The organism is Dehalococcoidia bacterium (assembly GCA_035574915.1).
Lineage (GTDB): Bacteria > Chloroflexota > Dehalococcoidia > DSTF01 > WHTK01 > DATLYJ01.
In genome coordinates this window covers 1-18,430 of sequence record DATLYJ010000032.1, presented here as the reverse complement: position 1 = coordinate 18,430, position 18,430 = coordinate 1, and the positions used below count along the sequence as shown (strand labels likewise).

Here is an 18,430-nt window from a genome sequence, read left to right as displayed (position 1 = left end):
AAACAGTTGGGCCACAAGGCGATCTACGCCGGCACGTTCGATCCTGTCACGAACGGACACCTGGACATCGCGCGCAGGGCCGCCGCCCTTTTCGACCACGTGATCGTCGCGGTCGCGGAGCACCGGGGCGGCACCCTCTTCACGGTCGAGGAACGCGTGGAGATGTTCCGCGAGGCGATCAAGGACCAGAAGCACGTCGAGGTGAAGCAGTTCGGCGGCACCCTGCTGGTCAACTTCGCGCGGAGCGAAGGGGCCAACGTCCTCATCCGGAGCATGCGCGGCGGCACGGACTTCGACTACGAGTTCGACATGGCCCTGATGAACCGCAAGATGGCGCCCGAAATCGAATCGATCTACATGCTATCCCGCCTGGAGTTCCTCTACATCAGCGGCAGCCGCATCCGGGAGGTAGCGGCCCTTGGCTACGACGTCTCAGACCTGGTGCCCGCGCACGTCAACGAAGCCCTCAAAAGGAAACTGACCGCGAAGAACTGAGGCCGCGTGGACATACTGCATCTCATCGATCGCCTGGAGGAGCTCGTCGCCGAGGCGAAACGCATGCCCATCGGCCAGAGCGTCATGATCGACCGCCGGCGGATCCTGGAACTGATCGACCACATGCGGTCGACGGTGCCCTGGGAGATCAAGGAGGCGCTCGAGCTGACGGCGCAGCGGGACGCGGTCCTCGAGGAGGCGCGCCGCGAGGGTGAGGGCATCATCCACCGGGCCGAGCTCGAAGCCCAGGAGAAGCTCGAGGAATCCGAACTCGTGAAGCAGGCCGAGGCGCAGGCGCAGGAGATCATCCGCCGCGCCGAGGAGCGCGCCCAGGAGATCCTCGACGATGCCGCCGAGCAGGTCAGGGCGCGCATGCAGCAGGCGGAGCAGGCAGCGACCAACCAGATGGACGAGGCCGACCGCTACGCGCTCGAGATGCTGCGGCGTCTCGAGGCGCAGTTACAAGCCTTCACGAGCACAGTCCGGGCCGGCATCGAGTCGCTCTCGGCCGCGAAGGAACCGGAGGGGGCAGGGGCCTCCCCCGAGCCGTGAGCACCCCGCCCCGCCGCGCCAACGATCCCGGCCTCGAAGAGGTGCAGGTGCGCGGGCGCCGCCTCCGCGGCATCAGCCGCAACGTGCTCATGCTGGGCCTCGTCAGCTTCGTCGCGGACGTGTCCAGCGAGATGGCCTACCCCATCGTCCCCGTGTTCCTGACGATGACGCTGGGCGCATCGGTGCCCGTCGTTGGCGTTATCGAGGGCATCGCCGAAGGGGCGGCGAGCTTCCTGAAGCTATTCTCGGGCTGGTTCTCGGACCGCGTAGGCCGGCGAAAGCCGCTGGTGGTAGCGGGATACGGCCTGAGCGCGACCGGCAAGCTGCTCCTGGCCCTCTCTTTCGTCTGGCCGCAGGTGCTGCTGGCGCGCCTTGTCGACCGGGTCGGCAAGGGCGTCCGCACGTCGCCGCGCGACGCGCTGATCGCCGACTCGACCTCCGAGGGCTATTCCGGGCGGGCCTTCGGATTTCACCGGGCCATGGATACGGCGGGCGCGGTCATCGGGCCGCTTTTCGCCCTCGGCCTCGTGGCCCTGGCCGGCGAGCGGCTGCGCCTGGTGTTCATCATCGCGGCTGTCCCGGCGTTCCTCAGCGTGCTGCCGTTCCTGCGCGTCCGCGAAGTCCTGCCGCCAGGCGGGACCGGCGCGCCGCTGTTCATCCCGAGGCACAGGGTGCCGCGGCAGTTCTGGTTCGTGCTCGCTATCACGGTCCTCTTCGCGCTTACGAACTCGAGCGACGCTTTCATAATCCTGCGCGGCCGCGACCTGGGCATGAGCCTGACGGCCGTGGTCCTGGCCTACGTCCTCTACAACACGCTTTACTCTCTCCTGGCCTACCCCCTGGGCGACCTCTCCGACAGGCTCGGCAAGCGGCCACTCCTCGTGCTCGGCTTCGCGGTGTTCGGGTTCGTGTACCTGGGCTTCGCCCTGATCGACGGCAGCGCCGCCATGTGGCCTCTCTTCGCCGCCTACGGCGTCTACGTAGCGGCGACCGAGGGAGTGGCGCGGTCCCTTGTGAGCGACCTGGCGCCGCCGGAGGAGAGGGCCACGCTCCTGGGGCTCTACCACGCGCTCATCAGCGGCGCGACCGTGGCCTCGAGCGCCATCGCAGGCGTGCTCTGGGACCTCGTTTCGCCGCGGACGCCGTTTTTCCTCGGCGCCGCCGGCGGCATCGCCTGTGCCGTACTGATGCTCGCGCCACCGCTGCGGACGGCGCCGGCGCGAGGATCGGCCGCCTGAGGCGAGACTACTCGACGAAGACGCGGTCCGGGTTGGCCGGGTCGAACTCGGGGGCGAAGACGGAGAGGAACACGAAGTAAGGGCTGTTGGCGGTCGGCCCGTGGACGGTACCGGCGGGAGCAACGATCACGTCACCCGGTTTCACCTGACGCACCTCATCGCCAAGGCGGAATTCACCTTCGCCACGTACCACGCACATGATCTCGTCGTGCCGCTCATGAATGTGCGGCCTTGCGCCACCGCGCTCGCGGATCTGAGTGACGTTGGTGCTGGAGTGCGGCGTGTGTTCGAGCCAGGTGTTCCGGAAGCCCGTCTCGGCCGGCAGCGGGTTCTCACGGTCGACATCCTCGATTCGCCAGATGCCAGGCATGTTCTCCTCCGTTATCGGCGGGCCTCGGCCCGGCGCGCGCTCACGATCTCGTATATCCGCCGCAGCTCTCGGACGGGGTCAGCGTGCTCGTCGACCCGGATGTCGTAGCCGTACGCCTCTCCCGGGAGAGGCGTCGTGAGGAGCGCGGCGGAGACGCGGCCGCGCTTGTCGCCTCCGGCGGCCTGCCCGGCTTCGAGCGCCCGCACCAGGCGCTCGGGCAGCGGGGCGGCCAGGGAGGCTTCGTATGCCTTCGCCATCGCCTCCACAACCTCGGGGCCGACGAGCATGTTGCCCTGGACCGAATACTGCCGTTCGGGCTCCGGCCAGGCCCCGAACCACTCCACGCAATCGTCGCCGGAGAAAGCAAAGACCCGGCCTCTTGCGTCGACGCCGCCCCACTGGCGCCGCGACGCCTCGGCGTCCTCGCTGAGCAGCGCCCTGAGGGCGGCCTCCGGGCTGAGGCCCATGGCCAGCAGCGCGAGCCCGTCCGTCCCCAGGGCCACGTTGACGTATGACTGCGTGGCAATCGCGCCGACGCCGGGGCGCACGTGGGGGCACAAGGCGCCGACACAGGGCACGGCGGTCGAGACGGCAACGCCAAAGGCGCCCGTGCTCATATCCCTGGCGACAATCGAGAAGGTCATCGGGACGGGCTCAGGCTTCCAGTTCCCGGACCAGAGCCGGCAGGACTTCTCCTGCCGGGCCGCGCAGAGCCACGTCGCAGACGCCGCTCAGGGCCGTCTCGAGAGGATTGACCTCGATCAGCCGGCCGCCGTTGCGGCGCACGATCAGCGGCACGTTCGCGGCCGGATAGACGACCGCCGAAGTGCCAATCACGAGGCAGCAGTCCGCCTTTTCGGCCTCGTCGAAGGAGCGGCTTATCGCGTCCGGCGGGATCGGCTCGCCAAACATGACGGTGTCGGACTTCACGAGCGCGCCGCAATGGGGGCAGTCGGGCGGTTCATGGGGCGAGACCTCGAGTTCATCGCGGTCCCAGCGGGTGTTGCAGCCGATGCAGCGTAGCTTGTAGCGGTTGCCGTGGAACTCGCTGATGCTGCGGGTGCCCGCGACCTGGTGCAAGTTGTCGATGTTCTGGGTGATTACGTGGCGCATGATGCCCATGTCCTCGAGCCGGGCCAGCGCGTAGTGAGCCGGGTTCGGCTTCGCGTCCTCCCAGTGAGACATCTCGCCGGACGCCTGCGCCTGCATGCGGCGGCGCCACCAGCCCTTCGGGTCCTGCAGGAACTGCTCGTACTGGTTCATCGGCGGTTCGCCCATGCGCGTCCAGAGGCCGCCGGGCCCGCGGAAGGTGGGGATGCCGCTTTCTGCCGAAATGCCGGCGCCGACGAGCGAGATCACGTAGCGGGACTCGCGCAGGATGCGCGCCGCCTCGCGGATGGACTGCTGCAGGTCAGGCGTCATCTCCGGGCCGATCATACCAGCGGTCGCCGCGTCCGCCCTCGCCCGGATTGGCTCGGCCCTGGCCGAGTCGTCCGTCTCCGTCCGGGCCTCGGCACGAACAGCTACGGGTGCGCGCTGGGGTCAGGGGCGCGCCGCGCGCAGCGCTTCCCCGAAGGCCGAGACCGTCGCGTCGATGTCCGCGTCCGTGTGGGCGGCGGAGACAAAGGCGGCCTCGAACTGGGACGGAGGCCAGTAGATGCCGCGGTCGAGGAGGGCCTGGAAGGTTGCGGCGAAGCGCGCGGTGTCCGCGGACTTCGCGGTCGCGTAGTCGCGCACAGGACCGGGCGTAAAGAACGGCGTCAACATGGAGCCGACGCGGTTCACCGTTAGCGGCACTTCCGCACGGCGCGCTTCCTTGTCGAGACCGCCGGCAAGCCGGGCTGTCCTCCTCTCCAGGGTCTCATGAAAGCCGGGGGCCTGTAGCCGCCGCAGCGTGACCAGTCCGGCGGCCATGGCAAGCGGATTGCCGGAGAGGGTGCCGGCCTGGTACACAGGGCCGACGGGGGCGACCATTTCCATGATGTCCCGCCGTCCGCCGTAGGCGCCGACGGGCAGCCCGCCGCCGATCACTTTCCCCAGGCAGGTCAGGTCCGGCATGACGCCGCAGACTTCCTGGTAGCCGCCAGGGCCGAGGCGATAGCCCGTCACGACCTCGTCGAAGACGAGAAGAGTGCCGTTAGCGCTGCACAGCCGCCGCAAGCCGGCGAGGAAGCCGTCCTCCGGCGGCACCACACCCATGTTGGCCGCGACCGGCTCGACGATGACCGCGGCGAGGCCGCTGCCATGGCGGTCGAACATCCTCTCGACCGCGCCCAGGTCGTTGTATGGCGCGACGAGCGTGAGTTCGGCGAAGGCGCGCGGCACACCGGGGCTGTCAGGCAGCGACAGGGTCGCCACGCCGGAGCCGGCCTGTACGAGAAGGCCGTCGGCGTGGCCGTGATAGCAGCCCTCGAACTTGAGGACCTTGTCCCTGCCTGTGTAAGCCCGTGCCAGCCGCAAGGCCGACATGGTCGCCTCCGTCCCCGAATTCACGAGGCGCACCATGTCGATGGAGGGTACGGACTCGCAGACCAGGCGCGCGAGCTCGGCTTCGGCTTCGGTCGCGATGCCGTAGGTCGTCCCTTTCGCTGCAGCCTCGGCGATGGCCTCGACTACCTCGGGGTCGGCGTGGCCGAGGATGAGCGGGCCCCAGGAGCCGCAGTAGTCGATGTACTCGTTTCCGTCGGCATCCACCAGGCGGGAGCCGGAGGCGGAGGCGGCGATGATGGGGTCGCCGCCAACGGCCCTGAAGGAGCGAACGGGGCTATTCACCCCGCCGGGCAGGAAGCGTCGCGCCTGGTCGAAGACGGCGCGCGAGCGCTGGGTGCGCCTGGTCATGAAGGCCTCTGGCGCGAAGCCGCGCCTCGCCGCTTACAGCCGCGCATGGGTCCGGCTATCTCACGATCTCCAGCAGCGCTTCCAGGGTGTCGATCTCGAAGTCGGGCGGGGGGAGGTCGCGCTGCGCCCGCTGTCCCTGAGCCAGCGTCTCGCCGTCCGCCCGACCGGCTGCCTCCAGCGGCCGGCGCCCCTTCCGGTTTATCCAGGCGGCCAGCATGCCGGCGTTCTTGGCGCCAGCGATGTCGGCGAAGCGGCTGTCGCCGACGTAGAGTATCGTTTCGGGGGGAAGGCCAAGCTCGCGGCTCAGGCCTTCGAAGATAGCGACGTGCGGCTTGTAGGCCCGCGCCGACTCCGACGAAACAACGACCGGGAACCTGAAGCCGTTCCGGGCGAGGGCAGGCCGCAGGAAGTTGTCGTCGGCATTGGAGAGGAGGCCCACTGGGACGCGCCGGCTCACGGCCTCGACTACGCCGCGCGCCTCGGGAAAGGCCTCAGCGTTGCCAAGCATTTCGACGAGACGCTGATACGCGCGCGTCGGGTCCCCCTTCAGGCCCAGCTCTTCGAAGCAGATGGCGAAGTGCTCCGGCCACTCCTCGCTGTAGGGACGGAAGGGCGGGACGGGCCCGTTCAGGGTGCGCGTCCGGCCGGCGGAGGGAGTGTGGTGTTCGGGATGGGGCGGGATGGCCTCCGCCTCGCTCAAGGGGCCGGGGGCGTTCGGCGCCTCGGCCGTGGCAGCGACCACTGGGGTCACCGCAACGGTGCCCGCGTCCGAGGTCCGGCCGTCTGAGGCGAGACGGCGCCAGACCTCCATCCACTTCTCGTAGAAGACCTTGCCCTCGATGTCGATGCCCTGCTCGCGGCAGATCTCCTCATAGGCGCGCGCGAAGTGGTCGTCGCTGAAATCGACGATCGTGCCATAGCAGTCGAAGGCAACGGCTTCGATCTTCATCCCGCCAAAGCTTAACCCGTCGTAGCGCCGCCGGCGATGCCCCGCGCGCCGAGCAGCCGCTCCCGCAGGATGCGCACGACGCGCCGGTCACCGGCGAAGGGCAGGTCCGGCACATCGTCCAGCGGGAAGAAGCGCGCCCCGTCGACGTCGTCTCCGGGTTCTATCTTGCCGCCGCGCGGCTCGACGCGGTAATAGACGCCGACCACAGGCCGGCCCTCGACCTCGAAGCCGCTGTTGGCGTCGATGAGTTCCCTGACCTCTACCTCCAGGCCCAGTTCCTCCCTCGCCTCCCGCGCCGCGCACTCCTCAATCGTCTCGTCCTCCTCACAGAAGCCGGCGGGAATGGACCAGCGGCCCCGGAAGACGCTGCTGTTGCGGCGGCAGAGCAAAATGCGGTCACCTTCGAGGATCACGGCAGCGGCGGCGGCCACCGGGTTGAGGAAGTACGGGCGCTTGCACGCCTCGCAGTACTCGCGCTCCCGGCCACCGATCTCGCGCGACGTGGTGGGCTGTCCACAGAGGGGGCAGTAGAGGAACTTCATCCTAGTTCGAGTATACGAAGGCGGGCGTCCCCGGGCTGCGGGCGCGTCACCGCGCGGCCCCGTCATCCTCCTCCAGGCCAAAGAGCTCCCGCAGGGCCTGGACGTGGCGTTCATAGCTGCCCTCCCTGAGCCGCGTCACGGGTTCATGGAGTAGGCGCTTGACGATGGCTTTGCTCATCGCTTCGATGCGCTTGCGGTCCCGGGGCGTGAGCCCCGGCAAGCGCGCCAGAGTGCGTTCGACCTCGAGCTGGCGCACCCGTTCTGCCCGCCGGCGGAGGACCGCTATCGTCGGGACGGCGCCGTTCTGGCGCAGCCACTCCGCGAAGCGCGCGACCTCCTCCTCGACGATGGCCTCGACGGCCGCGACCTCCGCCTGGCGGGCGGCGCGGTGGGCCTCTGCCTGGGCCTGAAGGTCGTCTATGTCGAAGAGGCGGACGCCGGGGATCTCGCCGGCGGCGGGCTCTACGTCCCTGGGCACGGCGATGTCGACAAGGGCAAGCGGCCTCTGGCGGCGGCGCTTCATGGCCGCTTCGACGTGAGCGCGCTCGATCACGTGCCCGGGCGCAGAGGTCGACGAGATGACGATGTCCGCCTCGGAGAGCAGGGCAGGCAGCTGCTCGAAGGAGTAGGCATAGGCGCCCAGCTCGGCCGCGATGTCCCGGGCGCGCTCATAGGTGCGGGTGGTGACAAGGATGCGGCCGGCGCCGGCTGCCGTCAGCGCCTGGGCGGTCAGCCGGGCCGCGTCCCCCGCCCCTACGACGAGCACCGTGCGCCGGCGCAGGTCGCCAAGGGCCTGCCGGACGAGGGCCACAGCGGTGGCGCTCACGGAGAGCCCGTGCGCCCCGACCTCGGTCTCGCTGCGGGCGCGGCGGCCGGCCCGGATGGCGCTGTGGAAGAGCCGGGCCAGCACCGGGCTGCTCGTCCTCGCCGACGTAGCAGCGGCGAAGGCCGCCCTGACCTGCCCCAGGATCTCGGACTCACCAACGACGAGGGACTCTATGCCCGCCGCGACCCGGAAGAGGTGGCGCGCCGCCTCGATGCCTTCTTTGAGGTAGAAGCGCGCCCCCTCCGGCACGGGCTGGCCGCGCGCCTGGGCGAGGGTCGCGGCCATGCGCGGCCGGTCGGGTTTCTCGCTGGCGGTTATGTACAGTTCCGTGCGGTTGCACGTGGAGAGGATCGCTGCTCCATCGAACCAGGGTTCTGGCAGCCGCAGCGCGTCCGGCAGCTCTTCGGGCGTGAAGGCAAGCAGCTCGCGCAGCTCGACCGGCGCCGTCTGATGACTGAGGCCGATGACCGCGATATTCATGGCGGGGGCGCGGCCTCCACCTTCGGCGCGCGCTCGTCTTCGTACTCGATGCCCACGGGGATCACGTCGGCGACGCCGAGGGCGCGGACCAGCCTCGCCTTCGCCTGACCCCAGCGGCGCTGGGCCAGGAGGGCGCGCAGCTGGCCGTCGATCGCCCGCTGCCATGTCTCGGCGTCCGGCGTGACGCCCTTGCGCCGCAGTTCAGTCCGCACCTCGCCCAGGAGGTCGGCGAGTGCGGCGAAGTCCTCGGACAGGAAGTCCGTGAGCTCTTCGCGCAGGCGGCGGGCCAGGGCCGGACTGGCGCCTCCCGTCGAAGCGGCGACCACGATCTGCCCCTGGCGGACGACCGCGGGCAGGATGAAGTCGCAGTTCTTCGGGTCGTCCGCGGCGTTGACCCAGATGCGCCGGCGCCTGCCTTCGGCGGCGATCTCGGCGTTCACGCGGCCGTCGTCGGTGGCGACCATGACGAAGTCGAAGCCCTCCATGTCGCCTTCGCGGTAGTCCCTTTGAATGAGGTCGATCTTGCCTTCGGCGAGAAGGCGTTGCAGCGAGGGCCGGAGCTTGGGGGCGACGACCGTGATGCGGCCGGCGGCGTCGGCGCGCAGCAGGCCCGCCACCTTCTCCTCCGCCACATGCCCGCCGCCCACGACGAGCACGCGCTTGTCTGTCATGTCAACGAAGATCGGGTAATAAGCCAACTCGAAACCTCAGGAATACAGCGTAGCGCATGGCGGCGCGCGCACAACGGGGCGCGGAGCGGCAGTCCGCCGCGTTGCCCATCATGCCTCCTGCGTAACTTCCACGCCGAGCGTCCGCAACAGGTCCGGGCCCTCGACCCGGATACAAGTGAAGATCGGAGTGTCCCGCTGCGTGTACTGGGTCGCTTCGGTTTCCCGTAGCTCCATCACGAGGTCGAGGAAGTCCGAAGGATGGTCGGTCTCGAAGGCCACGACGAACTCCTGGTCGTCCAGGCCGAAGGAGTAGGTGGTGTTGAGCTTCACCCGAGGGTACTTGTGGCCGACGCGGATGTGCTCATTCATCATCGCCTGCCGCCGCTCGAGGGGAAGCGCGTACCAGGCGCGCGTCTTAACGAACGGGTAGACGAAGAGGTACTTTGCCCCCACGGGCGCAATCTTCGTGCGGTCGCCGTCCTGGCCTTCATGCCGGTGCTGGCGGACGTAAATGGAGCGCTTGGTCAGCGACAGGAAGGCGTGCGCCGGGCGCAGGTAGCGGCCGGGGCCGGAGCGGGCGACCTCGACGCCCATCTCGTGGATGTCGTCGACGCTGTCCGCGGCCTTCCAGAACATGAGGTCGCAGTCCGCGCGGATGCCGGCCAGACTGTACGTGACGAGCAGCAGCCGCTCCGACCAGCGCTCGACCAGCCGCAGCAGCTCGCCGCCGAGCTCCGCGCGCCGCCGCGGCGGCAGGTCCCACCACGCCTGGTCGATCTTGTAGAAGCCGAAGTGGACGGCCTGCTGGCCGTTCTGCTTCGGCACGTCTATCGCCTCACGAAGTACGGTCCGCGTCATCCTCCGGTGCCTCCTCCCGCATCTCATCCGGATCGATGCCCTCGCGTCTGCACCATTCTGCGTAGGCGGAGGGCATGATCTCCGAAGGCTTGATCTCGCTGCGGCCGCCCCAGAAGACGTTCGAGTAGGCGGCCTCGATTCCGGCCGCGCGGAGGTGAGCGTCGATAGCCGCCTTATGGGCCAGCACCTCTGCTTTGTCCACCCCGTGCACAACGGCCATGATGTTCACGTTGCCGAACTCCGGGCCCGCCTCCCGCCAGTAGGCATGCGTCACGATCAGGTGCCGGCCGACTTCGCGCCCGGCGTCGATCTCCCGGCCGGGCGGGACGGCCCAATGGAAGAGCGCATTGTAGCGAGTAACGCGCTCGCCGTCGGCGTGCTCCTTTACGTGCTCCAGGAAGGTCGAGAAACGGCCGATGAGCTTCCGCCCTTCGAGCGAGCGCGCGACTTCGACGAAAGCACTGACCGGCAAGCCGGCTTCCGCTGCCCGCGCCTGCCAGAGATCGCGGCGAAGTTCGCCCGGCTCGAACTCGCGCTTCAGGGCGCCGAGCACGCGCCACTCGAGTTCACTCAGCCGCACGCGAGCGACCGGCAGGATGTCGGCCGGCTCAGCGGCCCGGGCGCCGGGTTGCATGCCGCGCCGGCGGACGTGGCCGACGCCGAGGGCGAACAAACACCGCGCCGGCATGATGCGATAGGCCTCCGCGCCGGCGCGGCGTGCCAGGTAGGCGCAATGCCTGGCGAGCGAGAACCCCTGCGGCACCTTGACGGTCGTCCAGAGGCGATAGGCGGAGCCGGCCGTCGCGGCGTCCGTGGAGCGGACAACTACATGTCCCGAAAAGGGGTCGTCCCGGAACATGAAGTCGAAGGCGCCATCCAGGCGTGCCGGCTCGACCCTCCACGCGACGAGCGCACCCTCCGCGATGTTCGTCGAAAGCAGCGTCTGGCGGACGCGCCTGATGGTCCCGGCTTCGAGCATGGCCCGCACGCGCTCGATTACGAGCGCGACGGGGAGGCCGCAGCGCTCCGCGATCTCGCCGAACGGGTCGGGTTGAAAGCCCTGCAGGCGGTCCTCGGACACGGCCAGGATCGCCTTGTTCACCGGGTCGCTGATGCCTGCCGGTACGCCTGTGACCGTCATGCCTTCATGGGCGCCGGCAGGCCAAAGTTCGACTCGTAGAGGGCGTGCGTGCGTGCGAGTTCGTCCGCCGTGAGCGGCGGCGACTCGGGAGCCGCGGCGAACTCACGCAGTTGCTCCTCGCCGTAGATGTTGGGCAGGACCGAAGCCATCAGCGGCTCCGAAAGGAGCCACTGGATGGCGGCCTGGCCCAGCGTACGGTCCTGCGTCTCCAGGAAACGGAGCTGGTCGACCTTGCGCAGGCCATCGAGCAGCCACTGACGCGGCCTGTGATTGCGGTGGTCGCCCGGGGGGAAAGTCGTTTCGGCCGTGTAGTGGCCCTCGAGAAGCCCCGACGAATGCGGCACCCGGGCCACGAACCCGGCCCCCGTTCCCCGCGCGGCGGCGATGAAGTCCCGGCCCGGGTCCTGCTCCAGGAGGTTATGGATGATCTGCATGGCCGGCACGCGGGCCTCCCGGATTGCGGCCAGGCCCTCATCGCGCCAGCCAATGGCGGGGCCGAGGGCCACGCCCCAGGCACGCACTTTGCCCTCCCGGCGCAGGGCCTCAATCTCGGCCCGCAGGGCTTCGTCGCCGATCGCCTCCATGCGAGGGTTGTGGAGTTGCAGCCAGTCGATGTAGTCCGTGCCGAGCCGCTCGAGGCTGCGCTCGACGGCGAAGCGGATGAAGCCGGGCGAGAAGTCCTGCGGGTGCTCTCGCTGGCCGGACTCCCGCCTGTGGTGGTACCAGTCGTAGCCTACCTTCGTGGCGAACACGCAGGTTGAACGCTTGTCGCCGAGCGCTTCGGCGAGCAGGGTCTCGCCGTAGCCGCCGCCGTACACGTCGGCCGTGTCGAAGAACGTGATGCCCAGGTCGTAGGCCAGGCGTAAGAGTCGCACGGCCTCATCGCGCTGGTGCTCTCCCCACCAACCGGTCGAGAGCGTCCAGACGCCGAAGCCAACTTCGGAGACGGCAATGCCGGTCGTGCCCAGGCTGCGGTACTTCACCGGCGAAAGCCATCCCTGGAGCCGTGAGTCAGCGGCGCGCCGGCCTCGGCTTCCTCGATGAGCGACTGGTCACGCGACCGGCGAAAGGCCTCGATCTCCGAGCGGAGGTAGCGCCGATGCCCGCCGGGGGTCCTGAACACGGCAATGCGGCCCGAGTCGGTCCACTTACGCAGGGTGGGTTCGCTGACTCCGATCAAGCGGGCCGCTTCGCCGATCGAGACCCAGACACGGTTGCCCAAAGCTAGAAGCTCCCTAAATCTACTCACATCAGAAACGTATTGAGTAGAATCTAGGGGAACCCATCCTCTGGTTCTAGACAAGTTCTTACAGGTTTCCTGAGCTTTCCCGGACTCACGCCCGAAAAAACCCGTCCGGATGTTGGCGCCGGACCTGGCGAGACCTGGCCTGGGGCATCACGCAGGCCGCCATCCGGGCGAGGAGCGGCGCCGCGTCGCGTCAGGAGCCTGTGCTACGGCGGCCTATGGGCAGGGCCCCGCGGAGGCAAAGTGCGCCATGCGCTCGACCCGAAGCTGCCGGCCTGACTCGATAACGCTGGCCTCGAGAGAGGATGCTAGCCCCTGCGCTCGCGGCGGAGGCGCTCGCGCTCCATGGCCTGGCGGCGCTCGCCATCGCTGAGCTCGGCGTCCTGGAGTTCCTCGCCGGGCTCGGGAGAGTCCACTTCGGCGAGTTCGCGCTGAAAGCGCTGGGACATGGGGTCGAGCGGGCGCCCACCCTGGACGCGGTAGGCGTTGTTCAGGTGCGCCATGCGGTCGCGGGCGTCGAAGAAACCGAGCGGCTTGCGGGTGGGCTTGCGCCGTTCCGGCATCAGGCTTTTCCGCCGGGCGTTGCCAGCAACTCGTAGGCGGCCGCGATGCCGAGAAGCACCTGGTCGCCGAGGGCGTGTACCTGGCCGCAGGCGTCCAGCGCCTCCTCCATCGGGAGGGCCTCGCGGGTGGAGGCCTGGCGCGTCGTCTCGTCCATGGTCTTGCGGAAACCGATGTAGGCCTCGACGGCGTTCGGGAGCCGGAGCCCGGCGCCTATGAGGATGCGGCCATAGGCCAGGCCTATCTCGTGCGCTTCTTCCAGCAGCCTCGGCTGTCTGGTGCGCTTGTCCATGTATTCGCCCACCATCTCGACGAGGCGGCGGCCGAGGTCCCGGAAGCGCTGCCGGTCGGATTCCGAGAGGCTGGCGTACCAACCGCCCTCCTGCTGCCGCGCGCGGCGCAGTTCCTGGCGGATCTTGGCGAAAGCCATTCGGCCGATCTGCGCGCGGCCGCCACCATCGCCGGACAGCAATTCCTGGAGGTTACCCAGGGAGAAGCGGCGGTGCCCGCCCGGGGTGCGATACACACGCAGGCGGCCGGCGTCCGCCCAGCGCCTCAGAGTCGATTCATCGACACCGAGTATCTCGCAGGCACGCCCGAGCGTCACCCACCTCGATTCCTCGCCTTCCATGAGGCCCGAGTGTCGGGTGTTCGCGGTCACCAGTGTTTCCCCGTTCAAACTCAGATCCGCCGGCCAATCAGAATCGTATGCGCGCTCCTGGAGACTGTCAAACGCCCGGTTCCGGCGGATGCGCCCAGTGGTCACCTTGGCGGCCACTGCGGCGGGTGGTAGTCGAGCGGCACCGAGGGCCGGTCCCACCTTGGCTCGGTCACGGACATGCCGACCACCGGCCGGATGAAGGTAAGCCGGCCGAGTGGCGACAGCGACTCGCCGAGGAGCGCGCCGACATCCGCCTCGGACAGTCCGGAAGCCGCTGCAGGCTCGTCCTCCGCGGAGCCAAGTCCCCAGATCCAGTGGCCGGTCTGGGCAAGGGAGACACGCACCAGGTAGCTGCCGCCCTCGCGCGCCCGCTGGAGGAGCCCGACCATGGCGCCGAAGGCCATCAAGTAGCCGGATACGTAATCGATGGCCTGCGCCGGCAGGTGCCGCGGAGCAGCGGCGCCGGAGACGCGGCCACCGAGACTGTGCTCGCTGACGAAGCCGCTCACAGACTGCACGAGGCTGTCGAAGCCGCGGCGGTCTCGCCAGGGCCCCTCATGGCCGTAGGCAGCCAGCGTCACGTAGACGATCCCGGGGCGAAGGGCGGCCAGGGCATCCGGCGACAGGCCGCGCCCGGCGAGAGCGCCAGGCCGATAGGACTGGACAAACACGTCGCCCTCGCGCACGAGCGAGAGCAGGCGCTCGTGGTCGCCCGGCTGGCGCAGGTCCAGGCGCGCGCTCAGCTTGCCGTGCCCGGTGTCAGCATCCACCTCTGGCTGGGCGGGCAGGTGCGCGGCGGTGATGCGGAGCACGTCGGCGCCGTGCTCGGCGAGGGTCCGGGCGCCGGTGGGGCCGGCGAGGACTCGAGTGAGGTCCAGGACGCGCACGCCGGACAGCGGCCTCGCCGCCTCCGGGAGGGGTTCCGGCGGGCTGTCGCCGATGCGCAGCACTTCCATCAGCGGCAGGCGGGACACGGCGATGCCCTGAGGATGCGCCTCCCACTCGGCGCGGGCGCGGACGATGCCGGCGCACATCCCGTTGGCGGCAAGCGCGTCTTCGAGAGGTTGAGCGTCCCAACGCCGGGCGGCAGCCTGGACCGCTTCCGGGTCGTTCTCGCAGCGCAGGAGCTCGAGCACGCCGTCGCGGTGATGCGGGTAGTTGCAGTGGAACTGGACCCAGCGCTCGTCGCGTGTCCTGTAGAAGCCGGAGATCGGCGCCCAGGGGCTTCCGGGAGGCCGTCCGTCGATGCGCAGGTAGGAAGAGCTGCGCAGGGCGGCGGCGGCGTGACGGAGGTCGACCGATACCTGCTGGCCCTGGCCGGTGCGCTCGCGCCACAGGGCTGCCGCGGCCAGGCCGCTTGCAGCAATGGCCGCAGCGCCCGCGGTCGCCAGGGCGAACCTCGAGGGCAGGACGGGCTCCTCCCCGGAGAAAGTCGCGTCCTCCAGAGGCAGGCCGGCAGAAACAGCCGCATCGATCTCGCGCAGGGCGTCGGCTGCGGTCTTCATGCAGCGATTGTAGTCCGCTGCCCCCGTCCTTCGGGGCGGGCGCAACCATGCGCCTCGCGCCCCACGGCGTGTGGCCAGGGAGCTACTCCGGCTGGCTACCGGCAGCGAAGGTGCTCCCGTCCGCGGGGCACGGGTGAAAGAGCAGGGACCAGCCTGGCCCCCAGGTCGCTGGTCCCCGAAAGCGCCTCCGGCCTACGTCGCGATGAACAGCGGCGCCAGCACCAGCGTAATAGTGCTCAGGAGCTTGACGAGCACGTGCAGGGACGGCCCGGCGGTGTCCTTGAAGGGGTCGCCGACCGTGTCGCCGACGACCGCGGCCGCGTGTGTCGGGGTGCCCTTGCCGATGACGGCCCCGGAGGCGTCCCTGAGCTCCCCGGCTTCGATGTACTTCTTGGCGTTGTCCCAGGCGCCGCCGCCGTTGTTCAGGAACGTGGCGAGGATGATCCCGCCGATGGTGCCCACGATCAGGAGGCCGGCAACGGCGAGCCAGCCCGAGTTCTCGGCCTCGCCGACGTGCAGGTCAGCGACCACGAAGCGGAACACCAGTCCGACGGCTACCGGCATGCCCACGGCCAGGAGGCCGGGGGCGACCATCGCCCGGAGGGCAGCCTTCGCCGTGATGTCGACGGCGCGGGCGTAGTCCGGGCGGGACGTGCCGGCCATGATACCGGGGTCTTCGCGGAACTGCCGCCGCACCTCTTCGATGATCGCGCCGCCGACCTTACCGACCGAGCGGATGGCGAGCGAACTGAACAGGAACACCAGCATCACGCCCAGGAGCGCCCCCACGAACACGTCGACGTTCGAAAGGTCGATGGGCAGCTCTGCCGTAAGCGGGATCTCCAGGCGCTCCTTCACCTTGTCCAGGTAAGCGCTGAAGAGCAGGAAGGCGGCCAGGCCGGCAGACGCGACGGCGTAGCCCTTGGTGAGGGCCTTGGTCGTGTTGCCGACGGCGTCCAGCGCGTCAGTGATGTGGCGCGCGCTCTCGGGAGCGCCTGAGAACTCGGTGATGCCGCCGGCGTTGTCGGTGATCGGGCCGAAGGTGTCCATCGCCAGGATATAGGCCGCCGACATCAGCATGCCCATCGTGGCCACGGCGGTGCCGAAGATCCCGGTCGTGAAGGGCTCTACGCCGGCAATGTCGGCGTTCGAGCCGAGCAGGAACGACGCCACCAGGGCGCCGCCGATGACGATGGCGGTGGCCGCCGTGGTCTCGAAGCCGACGGCGGTGCCGATGATGATGTTCGTCGCAGGGCCCGTTCGGGAAGCCTCCGCGATCTCCTTCACCGGCCGCCAGGTGCCTGCCGTGTAGTACTGCGTTATGTAAACGAAGCCAATGCCAGTCGCGATCCCGATGAGGCCGCAGAAGAAGAACCAGTACCAGGCGTCACCGAGCAGGACATTGGTGGTAATCGCCAACCCGATGACCGAGAGGACGGAGACCACGTAGTAGCCGAAGTTCAGTGGCGTCATCGGGTCCTGGTTGCCGTCACTCTTCGTGAAGAGGGGCACCGCACTGAGGCCGATGATGGTCGCGAAAACGCCGAAGGAGCGCAGCACCAGCGGGAAGAGTATCCACTCCAGGTCACGGGTCACCGTGTAGATGGCGACTCCGAGGATCATTGCGCCGATGTTCTCGGCCGACATGGACTCGAAGAGGTCGGCGCCACGGCCGGCGCAGTCACCGACGTTGTCGCCCACGAGGTCAGCGACGACGGCGGCGTTGCGCGGGTCGTCTTCGGGGATGCCGGCCTCGACCTTGCCGACGAGGTCAGCGCCGACGTCGGCCGCCTTCGTGTAGATACCGCCGCCCAGCTGCGCGAAAAGGGCGACAAAACTAGCGCCAAAACCGAACCCGACCATCAGGAACGGCGTGATCGCCTCGGGATAGCCGAGGACTTCGGTGAATACGGCGAACAGGGTGGAAACGCCGATCAGGCTGAGCGCGACGACCAGGAAGCCCGAAACGGCGCCGCCACGAAGCGAGACCGTGACGGCGTCCTTGAGGCTGCGCTGGGCGGCCGCGGCCGTGCGGACGTTCGAGCGTACAGCGATGAACATGCCGATGTAACCGGCGAGACCCGAACAGAAAGCGCCAACGAGGAAGGAGATGCTCGTAAGCAGGCCCTCGGTCCACTGGCCGACCTCGACCTCGCCGTAGTTGACCTCACCGCCCTCGAGGATGATGTCCTTCACCCCTTCGGAGATGGCGCCGACGATCAGGCCGATGGCGACAGCGGTGAGCACGGCGAAGATGGCGATGGTGCGGTACTGGCGGTTGAGGAAGGCCATTGCCCCCTCGAAAATCATGCCGCCGATCTCCTGCATCGCTGGCGTACCCGCGTCGCGCCGCAGCACGTCCTGGGCAAGCCACAAGGCGTAAAGCACCGCGGCCGCCCCCGCGACGGGGATGAGCCACACAAGATCCATTACCGACCTCCCTGCGCTACAAGAAGCAGTGCGAACTAACGTCAGGAGCCCGCGGACGCGGGCGTGCCCTCCCGGCGAGGGACTAGGGGGAATCTACTGAAACGGCGTACTTGGTTCAAGCGCGTGAGCGGTATGGGCCACCGCAGGCAGAATCCCTGGCGCCAGGACGGTGCCCGGCGATACGACGGAAGGCGCTATCGACGAAGCTGCGCGAACGCGGCGCGCCGGCGTCCATCTCACTTCCGGACGCTGAGGGCGAGCTCGCTGCGCAGGGGCTGGGCCAGGTCCGGGCTTATCAGCTCGACGGAGAGGACGAGGCGGTCGGGCGCGGCGCTGAGGTAGGCACTGGAGAGCCAGAGGCCGATGGGGAGCCCGTAACGCTTGCCGGCCTCGAGGTCCCCCAGACGCCAGACGCGGCTCTTGCCTTCGAACTGCGTCGAGACGCTGGTGACGGTGCCGACGTTGAGACCGGCCGCAAGCTCTGCGCCCTCATCCCTGAGCTTGATGGTGGCGTTGCGGATGACGACGTCGGTGTTGTTGGTGACGTAAACGACGGTCCTCAGCGGCGGCGCGCCGGCGCTCTCGTCCGAGATCTGGACCGAGGTGCCGTCCGCGTCCCACTCGAGGAGGACGCCGCGGTCCTGGCCGGCGCAGCCGGACGCCGGCAAGAGCAGGAGCGCGAGGACCAGGAGACTTCGAAGCATGGCCCTATATCTACAACGCTCCGGGGCTCGGGTATGTATCGCTCTGGGCGCGGTCAGGCCAGCCCTGGCTCCAGGCTCTCCACCGGGATGAACGCGGCAAAGGGTAGGTACAGGGTGGCGAAAGCCTGGCGAGTCAGGCGCGGCCTGCACATGAGCGCCCGGACCGCATTCTCGGCCAGATGAGTTGCAGCCCTTGCCGAAGCGGCCAGGTCGGCGTTCTCGGGGCGTGCCAGGGCCGGCCGAAGATCAGACTGGTCGAACTCGTGGTCAAGGTCGTCGACCTGCTCGGGTTCCAGGTCGTCGTCCGTGAACTCGATCTCCTCCTCGGCAACCTCGCGGACGATCGCGGCGGTGGTGAACGCT

21 protein-coding genes are annotated in these 18,430 nt (G+C 68.9%); 3 read left to right on the top strand and 18 right to left on the bottom strand.

The features are described 5' to 3' along the window. The first annotated feature begins 6 nt into the window (after positions 1-6). The 3 genes from coaD to VNN10_02785 are packed head-to-tail and all read left to right on the top strand — an operon-like array spanning position 7 to position 2,285. Positions 7-495: a pantetheine-phosphate adenylyltransferase gene (gene coaD, locus VNN10_02795; GenBank protein HXH20930.1), complete on the top strand. Its 489-nt coding sequence runs from the start codon at positions 7-9 to the stop codon at positions 493-495. Between the two features lie 6 nt (positions 496-501). Then, on the top strand, positions 502-1,047 hold the full coding sequence (locus VNN10_02790; GenBank protein ID HXH20929.1) for a hypothetical protein: 546 nt from the start codon (positions 502-504) through the stop codon (positions 1,045-1,047). Then, positions 1,044-2,285: an MFS transporter gene (locus tag VNN10_02785; GenBank protein HXH20928.1), complete on the top strand. Its 1,242-nt coding sequence runs from the start codon at positions 1,044-1,046 to the stop codon at positions 2,283-2,285. Before VNN10_02790 ends, VNN10_02785 begins: the two co-directional genes overlap by 4 nt. Before the next feature lie 7 nt (positions 2,286-2,292). Here the strand turns inward: VNN10_02785 and VNN10_02780 are convergent, their stop codons facing one another. The 18 genes from VNN10_02780 to VNN10_02695 all read right to left on the bottom strand — a co-directional run. Then, positions 2,293-2,655 carry a cupin domain-containing protein gene (locus VNN10_02780; GenBank protein HXH20927.1) on the bottom strand — a complete coding sequence of 121 codons (363 nt, stop codon included), beginning with the start codon at positions 2,653-2,655 and terminating at the stop codon, positions 2,293-2,295. 11 nt (positions 2,656-2,666) lie between these two features. After that, positions 2,667-3,299, bottom strand: coding sequence for a DUF1028 domain-containing protein (locus VNN10_02775; protein ID HXH20926.1), 633 nt, complete (start codon positions 3,297-3,299; stop codon positions 2,667-2,669). 10 nt (positions 3,300-3,309) lie between these two features. Beyond that, a complete protein-coding gene (locus VNN10_02770; protein ID HXH20925.1) occupies positions 3,310-4,077 on the bottom strand; it encodes an NAD-dependent deacylase in 768 nt (255 codons plus the stop codon). Positions 4,078-4,197: 120 nt separating this feature from the next. Next, entirely contained in the window at positions 4,198-5,493 is a 1,296-nt protein-coding gene (hemL, locus tag VNN10_02765; GenBank protein HXH20924.1) for a glutamate-1-semialdehyde 2,1-aminomutase, read from the bottom strand. A gap of 55 nt (positions 5,494-5,548) precedes the next feature. Next, positions 5,549-6,442, bottom strand: a complete 894-nt coding sequence (locus tag VNN10_02760; protein HXH20923.1) for an HAD family hydrolase — start codon at positions 6,440-6,442, stop codon at positions 5,549-5,551. 11 nt (positions 6,443-6,453) lie between these two features. Further along, positions 6,454-6,984 (bottom strand): NUDIX hydrolase, encoded by a 531-nt coding sequence (locus VNN10_02755; GenBank protein HXH20922.1) that lies wholly within the window; start codon positions 6,982-6,984, stop codon positions 6,454-6,456. Between the two features lie 46 nt (positions 6,985-7,030). Then, complete coding sequence (hemA, locus tag VNN10_02750; GenBank protein ID HXH20921.1) at positions 7,031-8,290, bottom strand: glutamyl-tRNA reductase; 1,260 nt, start codon at positions 8,288-8,290, stop codon at positions 7,031-7,033. Beyond that, complete coding sequence (locus VNN10_02745) at positions 8,287-8,988, bottom strand: bifunctional precorrin-2 dehydrogenase/sirohydrochlorin ferrochelatase (GenBank protein ID HXH20920.1); 702 nt, start codon at positions 8,986-8,988, stop codon at positions 8,287-8,289. Before VNN10_02745 ends, hemA begins: the two co-directional genes overlap by 4 nt. Positions 8,989-9,069: 81 nt before the next feature. Beyond that, complete coding sequence (locus VNN10_02740; GenBank protein ID HXH20919.1) at positions 9,070-9,819, bottom strand: chlorite dismutase family protein; 750 nt, start codon at positions 9,817-9,819, stop codon at positions 9,070-9,072. Continuing rightward, complete coding sequence (locus VNN10_02735; protein HXH20918.1) at positions 9,797-10,960, bottom strand: Lrp/AsnC family transcriptional regulator; 1,164 nt, start codon at positions 10,958-10,960, stop codon at positions 9,797-9,799. The genes VNN10_02740 and VNN10_02735 overlap by 23 nt, the downstream gene beginning before the upstream one ends. Beyond that, the gene (locus VNN10_02730) at positions 10,957-11,943 is read right to left on the bottom strand and encodes an aldo/keto reductase (protein ID HXH20917.1); all 987 of its coding nucleotides are present in this window, start codon (positions 11,941-11,943) and stop codon (positions 10,957-10,959) included. Before VNN10_02730 ends, VNN10_02735 begins: the two co-directional genes overlap by 4 nt. Continuing rightward, on the bottom strand, positions 11,940-12,182 hold the full coding sequence (locus VNN10_02725; GenBank protein ID HXH20916.1) for a helix-turn-helix domain-containing protein: 243 nt from the start codon (positions 12,180-12,182) through the stop codon (positions 11,940-11,942). The genes VNN10_02730 and VNN10_02725 overlap by 4 nt, the downstream gene beginning before the upstream one ends. 332 nt (positions 12,183-12,514) lie before the next feature. Continuing rightward, positions 12,515-12,769: a hypothetical protein gene (locus tag VNN10_02720; protein ID HXH20915.1), complete on the bottom strand. Its 255-nt coding sequence runs from the start codon at positions 12,767-12,769 to the stop codon at positions 12,515-12,517. Beyond that, positions 12,769-13,428, bottom strand: a complete 660-nt coding sequence (locus tag VNN10_02715) for a helix-turn-helix domain-containing protein (GenBank protein HXH20914.1) — start codon at positions 13,426-13,428, stop codon at positions 12,769-12,771. The genes VNN10_02720 and VNN10_02715 overlap by 1 nt, the downstream gene beginning before the upstream one ends. Positions 13,429-13,529: 101 nt before the next feature. After that, on the bottom strand, positions 13,530-14,933 hold the full coding sequence (locus VNN10_02710; GenBank protein ID HXH20913.1) for a CoA transferase: 1,404 nt from the start codon (positions 14,931-14,933) through the stop codon (positions 13,530-13,532). A gap of 192 nt (positions 14,934-15,125) precedes the next feature. Beyond that, entirely contained in the window at positions 15,126-17,363 is a 2,238-nt protein-coding gene (locus tag VNN10_02705) for a sodium-translocating pyrophosphatase (GenBank protein HXH20912.1), read from the bottom strand. A 236-nt stretch (positions 17,364-17,599) separates the two neighbouring features. After that, positions 17,600-18,067 carry a hypothetical protein gene (locus VNN10_02700; GenBank protein HXH20911.1) on the bottom strand — a complete coding sequence of 156 codons (468 nt, stop codon included), beginning with the start codon at positions 18,065-18,067 and terminating at the stop codon, positions 17,600-17,602. Positions 18,068-18,120: 53 nt separating this feature from the next. Then, positions 18,121-18,430, bottom strand: a 310-nt coding sequence (locus VNN10_02695; GenBank protein ID HXH20910.1) for a hypothetical protein, incomplete at its 5' end; no start/stop codon positions are given.

Bases quoted from the DNA above. Each gene is read 5' to 3' on its own strand.
- VNN10_02780 (HXH20927.1), bottom strand. From the start codon at position 2,655: ATGCCTGGCATCTGGCGAATCGAGGATGTCGACCGTGAGAACCCGCTG.
- VNN10_02775 (HXH20926.1), bottom strand. From the start codon at position 3,299: ATGACCTTCTCGATTGTCGCCAGGGATATGAGCACGGGCGCCTTTGGC.
- VNN10_02760 (HXH20923.1), bottom strand. From the start codon at position 6,442: ATGAAGATCGAAGCCGTTGCCTTCGACTGCTATGGCACGATCGTCGAT.
- VNN10_02755 (HXH20922.1), bottom strand. From the start codon at position 6,984: ATGAAGTTCCTCTACTGCCCCCTCTGTGGACAGCCCACCACGTCGCGC.
- VNN10_02740 (HXH20919.1), bottom strand. From the start codon at position 9,819: ATGACGCGGACCGTACTTCGTGAGGCGATAGACGTGCCGAAGCAGAAC.
- hemA (HXH20921.1), bottom strand. From the start codon at position 8,290: ATGAATATCGCGGTCATCGGCCTCAGTCATCAGACGGCGCCGGTCGAG.
- VNN10_02705 (HXH20912.1), bottom strand. From the start codon at position 17,363: ATGGATCTTGTGTGGCTCATCCCCGTCGCGGGGGCGGCCGCGGTGCTT.
- VNN10_02710 (HXH20913.1), bottom strand. From the start codon at position 14,933: ATGAAGACCGCAGCCGACGCCCTGCGCGAGATCGATGCGGCTGTTTCT.
- hemL (HXH20924.1), bottom strand. From the start codon at position 5,493: ATGACCAGGCGCACCCAGCGCTCGCGCGCCGTCTTCGACCAGGCGCGA.
- VNN10_02720 (HXH20915.1), bottom strand. From the start codon at position 12,769: ATGCCGGAACGGCGCAAGCCCACCCGCAAGCCGCTCGGTTTCTTCGAC.
- VNN10_02735 (HXH20918.1), bottom strand. From the start codon at position 10,960: ATGACGGTCACAGGCGTACCGGCAGGCATCAGCGACCCGGTGAACAAG.
- VNN10_02770 (HXH20925.1), bottom strand. From the start codon at position 4,077: ATGACGCCTGACCTGCAGCAGTCCATCCGCGAGGCGGCGCGCATCCTG.
- VNN10_02700 (HXH20911.1), bottom strand. From the start codon at position 18,067: ATGCTTCGAAGTCTCCTGGTCCTCGCGCTCCTGCTCTTGCCGGCGTCC.